Here is a 6,229-nt window from a genome sequence, read left to right on the forward strand (position 1 = left end):
TAATTTCCTTAACAATCCTTAGGATTTTCAGGAGCGGAAGCCGCTCCTGAAAATAAGGGGGTGGGCGGGGTCTTTTGCCTTCTGTCTTTTCTTGCAACCACCCCAAACGGGGATTCTCACCGCTTGGGCCGAACCACCAATACCCCCCCCAATAAAATCGCTCCCATCCACACGGACGAGAGCCGTCAGGGGTGACGGCCGACCCATTCAAAGGCAACCGGCATGTGCGCAAATGGGATTCTCAAGGGGGCACGCCCCTTGAGCCTGCGGAGCATGCCTTTTCCCCTTTCCTCCCCCCTACAGCATGCACAGCCTCCCTGCCCCGCTCGCGGCGCGCCCCTCCTGCCACAATTTCACGGTGAATGTGGACTTTTTGTCACTTTTCCCTTGCCAAGCGCCGCTGTTTTCTTTAAGTATGCCTCTCTCGACGCGGAGAGGTGTCCGAGTCCGGCTTAAGGAGCACGCCTGGAAAGCGTGTGTACCGAAAGGTACCGGAGGTTCAAATCCTCTCCTCTCCGCCAGCGAATATACAGCCCCGGCTTCTGCCGGGGCTTTTTTATTGCCTACGAACGGGCCGGATGTGCCCAATCCCCCGTGCCTTACCGCGTGGCGCCCTTGCGCCGCCGATGCGCAAGCAACCCCTTGTCCTCCAATACGTGAAAAATCGCTTCCGCGGCGATATCATTCCCTTTGGGGTTCACGTGCACCACATCCCAATAAATCTCGCCCTCCTCGGCGTCGAAAATGCCTGAAAGGTCCACGACGTCTGGCAATCGCCCCTGAAGCGCACTGTAGGTGGCGGCCACAAAATCGGCAAAGCCGGGATTGGCGGTCTCGAAGTCTTGTTCGTACTCGCGCTCAAGCTCTGTCTTGGTGGCCTTTGTGGCAAGCCGTGGTTGGAGCAGAAAGAGCACGGGCACGCCGCGCTTGGCGAAAAAGGCTTCCACGGCGGCCATATCGCTCGCGTAGCCTGCTACGAGCTCGTTGCGCCGCTGCTGCTTCTGCCGGTGGCTGAGCATGGTCCGCGGAGGCCGTGCAGACGAGGTGGCGCCTTTTCCGGGCCCAACCCACTGCATGATGCTGCGCCTGACATCACGGGCAAGGCGCGCGAGGCGGCTAGCCATAATGGCATCCCACACCCGGCTGGTCATGCCGCGCTGACGCCCGCGGGCAAAATAGGTCTCGGAGTCTTCCTCAAATGGTGTGAGGCGCTGGTATCCGTACAGGAAAGCCGAGCGCACGTCGTTGGCCCCGTGGTAAAAGATGACCAGATTCGGCTGAATGCGGTCCGCAAGGCGCTGCGCAAGGGCGACCTCCTGCTGAAAGAGAAATCCCTCCACGCCGCAGTTGTAGACCTCCACATGGTGCGCGGAAAGCGCGGCGCGAAGGCGGACTTCAAGCCGCTGGGGGATGGTGGCGTTGTCTGCCACACGCGGCCCCCACACTGTGGACCCGCCCATGACCATCACACGAAAGGCGCACGGCGGCCTGGAAGGCGGCACGTCCTGCGCGCGAATGCCGAGGCTGTTGATGGAGTACAGCGCCGTGGTGACGGGCTTGTAGCGATACAGCACTGTCCCGGCCTCGCGCACGGCCCGCGCGCCAAGGTCGGCGTAGATGCACTGCAACTCACGCACGTGCTCGTGCGTCTGCGGAAACTGCGCACGAAGGCGCGAATCTCCATACCCGCCAAGGCGCAGCCCAATTTCTATCGCGCCGAGAAGCCCCCCCGCCGCCATGAGAATAACGCACACCACTCTCCATCCGGAGAGCTTTTGCTGACTTGCCCGTGTCACTTGACTGCTCCTGCCCGTGCTGTGCCCGCGCCGCGTTGTGGCCGCACCACTGCGCGCCCTGCCAAGCGCCGCTCTTTCGCCACTCTCTCACAAATCATCCCTTGACAGTACCGCACAAATCAGCAATAAAGCCAGTCCGCGAGGGAAACCGGGCGGCAGGGACGCCGCCAACTCCGTCAGGCCCGAAAGGGAGCAGCGGCAACGGTTGTTTCTGGGTGCCTGGTTTCCCTAAAATGCGCCAATCCGAAAGGATTGGCGCATTTCTCGTTTATGCGGCACGCGCTCACCGCCGCATGTTTCCCGAGGCCATTTCACTGCAAATGCCGCCTCTTCAGTCTGCTCTCTCTTCAGCCAAAATGCCTTCCCCCACAGCGCCCTACAGCGATGCGCCCCCCTTTTTCCCTTTTTTTGCTCCATCCACTAAAAAAAGCCATCAGCTTGGACCGTTGCCTCACTCTCCCCCGTAGTGCCTCCCTGCAACACCCTACGTCACCAAAGCACACACCACAGAGTGCGTCACAAACGCTCTCCATTTCCTTGCGGCGCGCGCCTCTTGTGCGCTTGTATATCGAGGTTCCCCCCACCTTCCATCCCCTGCTGCTTGCCTCACCCTTGCCTCTGCCCCGCAACTTTTTTAAGCGCCCCACCTATATCTCTCGCATCCATTTCTCACCCCGATGCGTTAATCTCCTACTCTGCCGTAGGATTTCAGCGTATCGTTCATACCGCTATTAATTTTGAGCCACCATTTACATACAATTTAAATTATCGTATGCAGTGCGAAACGGTTTCACATTCAAGGAGGCGATATGTTTCGGTATGTTTCTCGTGTTGTAACGGCTCTTGCCCTCACTCTGTGCCTGTGCGGAACGGCCTTTGCGCACTTCGGCATGGTTATCCCGTCCCAGCCGGACGCCACCATGCATCAGAAGACCATCGGCGTAACGTGTTCCTTCTCCCATCCCTTTGCGGGACAAGGCATGGAGCTGGTCAAGCCCGCACGGTTCGGCGTCGCCTTCGACGGAACCGTTACGGACCTGAGCGGGACCCTGCACAAAACCAGCGTGATGGACCACACCGCGTGGAAGGCGGACTACACCTTCAAGCGCCCCGGCGTGTACTCCTTCTTCATGGAGCCCAAGCCCTACTGGGAGCCCGCTGAAGACTGCTTCATCATCCACTACACCAAGGTCAGCGTGCCCGCCTACGGCGGCGACGAGGGCTGGGACGCCCCCATCGGCCTCAAGACCGAAATCGTGCCCCTAACCCGCCCCTTCGGCAACTACGCCGGCGGCATCTTCACCGGCCGCGTCCTGCGTGACGGCAAGCCCGTCCCCGGCGCAACCGTCGAGGTAGAGCTCTACAACAAGGGCCGCTTTGAAACCCCCACAGACTACCACGAAACCGCCGTCACCATGGCTGATGAAAACGGCGTCTTCTCCTTTGTCTGCCCGCAGGAAGGCTGGTGGGGCTTTGCCGCACTGACCGAAGGCGACAAGACCATGCCCGCCCCCGACGGCCCGGACAAGGGCAAGCAGAAGGGCATTGAGCTCGGCGCTGTGTTCTGGACCTACATGCACGGCTGGAAATAGTTCCGTACGCGTCTCCCACCGCGGGCTCCCACTCGCCCGCGACTGACGCCCACAGCCCCCCAAAAGAGACCCCGCAAGCCTCATGGCTTGCGGGGTCTACACGTTCTCACAGGGGAAGGGCGTCGCCCTTCTCGGCATTATGAAGAGGTGTCGTCATCATCCTGCGCAGGTGGCGGCACTGCGCCGGGGTCCATGCGCTGGCTGCCAAGCAGCCGCCGCTGGGGCCTCCCGGCACGCGCGGCAGGCAGACGCTCCACAACCAGCAGCCAAAACATCATATCCGCCACACCACCGGACAACCCGGCCAGCACGCCGCCCCCAAGCGCCCCGCAGGACGCCCACAGACGCAGTTCGGACCACTGTCCGGCCACCAACCCGCCAACGATGCCCAAAAACGCGCCAAACGCGCCAAACAGCATCACGCCGTCGGTTGCGTAGTCCGGCACCTGCTTGTGGCGCATCCAAGTCCACGCGCCGGACACCAGCATACCGGCAAATCCGCCACCATGCCCTGCAAGCAAAACGAAAAACGCCCCGAGCACTCCCGATACAAAGTACCCTTGCGACACGTCGCCATAGGCCACGCCCATGACTCCGGCCGCGCCACCGGCGAGGCACGCGCCAAGAAAGCACTGGGTACGCACCCGCGCCTCGGTATCAATGCGCGCCATGTGCTGCCCCTACTCCGCCCGGGGCACCTGCGCTTCTCCCAGACGGGAAAATGCCTACCTGACGCCTCTGGGAAAATTGCCCATTGTACTTCCTGCGCCTTGCATGGCATAATCCGGTAAAACAATCGCTGTGCATGATTTAAACCTCAGTTGGAGTTCACCGTGCGAGTGCTCATCGTTGAAGATGACTTTACCAGCAGCAAACTGCTGGAACGCATTTTGGAACCATACGGTAGTGTGGACACGGTGGTAAATGGCAAGGAAGCCATAGACGCCGTCCGCCAGGCCCTTGCCGATGACGCCCCCTACGTCCTCATCTGTCTGGACATCATGATGCCAGAGATGGACGGACAGGAGGCGCTGAAAGCCATCCGTAAACTGGAACACGAGCACGGCATCAGTCAAGCCAATGAAGCACGCATCGTCATGACCACCGCCCTTGACGACCCGCAGAATGTGGTGGAAGCCTATTATCGAGGCGGGGCAACGTCGTACGTCCCCAAACCCATCGACCGCGAACTGTTCTTGAAACTGCTCAAGAACCTTGGCCTCCTTTAATACATCCCAACCGTCCAAGGACCGTCCATGCTGCTGACACCTCTCGACATTCTTCTTATCATCATCTGCATCTTTTTGCTTTTGCGCTTTCTGGCCGCGAAGAAGCACGACGGTGACGACTCCGCACAGGATGAAGCAATGAAGCGCCGTGCCACGGATGCCTACAAGCGCGCCGAACGCGCGTGGGACATGCTCCGCGACGAACCGGACGAAGACGAAGAGCCGGAAAACCGCGCACAAGCCCTGCGCGGCGATTTCGACCCCAAGGAATTCCTCTCCGGGGCCAAGATGGCCTATGCCCGCATCCGCGAATCGTGGGACGCGCGCGACCTTGACGACCTTGTCCACTTCACCACCCCCCGCGCGCATGAGGAGTTCCTCCGCCGCGCCGAGGAGGAAACCCGCCCGCCCCGTGCGGAACTGCTGCTGGTGAACGCCAGCCTCGTAGAACGCCGCAACGACGGCGTCACGCAGGAGGCCACGGTCCTTTTCGACGTCACCCTGCGCGAGGGCGCAGACAGCGAAACCAAAAAAGTGCAGGACGTTTGGAAGTTCGTCTGCGGCGCGGACGATCCGCACTCCCACTGGAAGCTGGACGCCATGCAAAAGGTCGAGGACACCTACCAGTCCAAGCAGTAGGACATTCCCAATATGATTCACCGCATCGGCTGGGCCTGCGTCACACGCGGGCTCGGCCTGTCCACCAACCGCACCTTCCGTCTTTCCAGCCTTTCCCCGCAGCGCCTGCTGGACGCCGCAGAGCGCAACATCCGCGAAATGCGCGCCATCCTAGAATGGATGGAGCCGCGCGGCTTTCGCATGCTGCGCCTTGGGCAAAGCCTTGTGCCCTTTGCCTCGCACCCCGCCGTCCTCGGCAACCCGGAGTTCGACTGGGAAACGCCCCTCGCCCCGCTGCTTGCCGCCATCGGCGCGGAGTACGCCGCCAAGGACTTTCGCTTTTCCATGCATCCCGGCCAATATGCCGTGCTCAACTCCCCGCGCGAGGACGTGCGAACCAGCGCGCAGGCCGAACTGGCCTACTCCTGCCGCGTGCTGGACCTGATGGGCCTTGACCCCAGCCACAAGGTCATTCTGCATGGCGGGGCGGCCTACGGCGAACCAGAAGCGTCCCTGACGCGCATGGGCGACGCCATCCTTGCTCTGCCTCAGCATCTGCGCCGCAGACTGGTGCTGGAAAACGACGAAAAGACCTACGCCTTCGACGCCATTGTTCAACTCTGTGAACGCACGGGCACGCCGCCCGTCTTCGATATCTTCCACCACCGGCTCTTGCCCTGCGACGACCTGCCCGCACTGCTGGGCCGCGCCGCCGCCCTGTGGGCGCACTCCCCGGAGCATGGCCGCCCCAAGGTCCACCTCTCGTCGCAGATGCTTGGCGCGCGAACAGGCAAACACGCGGACACCATCGAGGATGCCGACATCATGGACCTGTGCTCCACGCTCACCTTTGACGCCGACCTCATGGTGGAGGCCAAAGCCAAAGAAGACGCCGCCCTGCACGTCCAGCGCGTGCTCGCCGGGGCGCACTGCCTTGCGGGCTGGTCCCACGAAAAGTGACCCACGCGCGGGGCGGCGCGGCCCTGCCCCTTCG

At 61.7% G+C, this 6,229-nt stretch carries 6 protein-coding genes, 1 tRNA gene and 1 other RNA gene; 6 read left to right on the forward strand and 2 right to left on the reverse strand.

All coding sequences use genetic code 11. The features are described 5' to 3' along the window. Window positions 1–431: 431 nt before the first annotated feature. A tRNA-Ser gene (locus ACY69P_RS13135) sits at window positions 432–521 on the forward strand. A gap of 78 nt (window positions 522–599) precedes the next feature. Here the strand turns inward: ACY69P_RS13135 and ACY69P_RS13140 are convergent. Continuing rightward, on the reverse strand, window positions 600–1,796 hold the full coding sequence (locus tag ACY69P_RS13140) for an SGNH/GDSL hydrolase family protein (protein ID WP_462327799.1): 1,197 nt from the start codon (window positions 1,794–1,796) through the stop codon (window positions 600–602). Window positions 1,797–1,935: 139 nt separating this feature from the next. On the opposite strand from ACY69P_RS13140, the gene ffs reads away from it, so the two are divergent. Then, window positions 1,936–2,031: signal recognition particle sRNA small type (gene ffs, locus ACY69P_RS13145), an RNA gene on the forward strand. Window positions 2,032–2,605: 574 nt separating this feature from the next. Further along, complete coding sequence (locus ACY69P_RS13150) at window positions 2,606–3,388, forward strand: DUF4198 domain-containing protein (RefSeq protein WP_462327800.1); 783 nt, start codon at window positions 2,606–2,608, stop codon at window positions 3,386–3,388. A 137-nt stretch (window positions 3,389–3,525) separates the two neighbouring features. On the opposite strand, the gene ACY69P_RS13155 is transcribed toward ACY69P_RS13150, so the two are convergent. Next, entirely contained in the window at window positions 3,526–4,059 is a 534-nt protein-coding gene (locus tag ACY69P_RS13155; protein ID WP_459899047.1) for a hypothetical protein, read from the reverse strand. A 162-nt stretch (window positions 4,060–4,221) separates the two neighbouring features. Between ACY69P_RS13155 and ACY69P_RS13160 the strand changes: the two genes are divergently transcribed. The 3 genes from ACY69P_RS13160 to uvsE are packed head-to-tail and all read left to right on the forward strand — an operon-like array spanning window position 4,222 to window position 6,195. Continuing rightward, window positions 4,222–4,617, forward strand: coding sequence for a response regulator (locus ACY69P_RS13160; protein WP_459899045.1), 396 nt, complete (start codon window positions 4,222–4,224; stop codon window positions 4,615–4,617). Between the two features lie 27 nt (window positions 4,618–4,644). Continuing rightward, complete coding sequence (locus ACY69P_RS13165) at window positions 4,645–5,256, forward strand: TIM44-like domain-containing protein (protein WP_459899043.1); 612 nt, start codon at window positions 4,645–4,647, stop codon at window positions 5,254–5,256. 12 nt (window positions 5,257–5,268) lie between these two features. Then, entirely contained in the window at window positions 5,269–6,195 is a 927-nt protein-coding gene (gene uvsE / locus ACY69P_RS13170; protein WP_462327801.1) for a UV DNA damage repair endonuclease UvsE, read from the forward strand. The last annotated feature ends 34 nt before the right edge of the window (window positions 6,196–6,229 follow it).

This window comes from Desulfobaculum sp. (assembly GCF_054921475.1).

What these genes read in the sequence shown, in the direction of transcription:
- ACY69P_RS13150 (WP_462327800.1), top strand. Translation starts at nt 2,606, where the DNA reads ATGTTTCGGTATGTTTCTCGTGTTGTAACGGCTCTTGCCCTCACTCTG.
- ACY69P_RS13155 (WP_459899047.1), bottom strand. Translation starts at nt 4,059, where the DNA reads ATGGCGCGCATTGATACCGAGGCGCGGGTGCGTACCCAGTGCTTTCTT.
- ACY69P_RS13165 (WP_459899043.1), top strand. Translation starts at nt 4,645, where the DNA reads ATGCTGCTGACACCTCTCGACATTCTTCTTATCATCATCTGCATCTTT.
- uvsE (WP_462327801.1), top strand. Translation starts at nt 5,269, where the DNA reads ATGATTCACCGCATCGGCTGGGCCTGCGTCACACGCGGGCTCGGCCTG.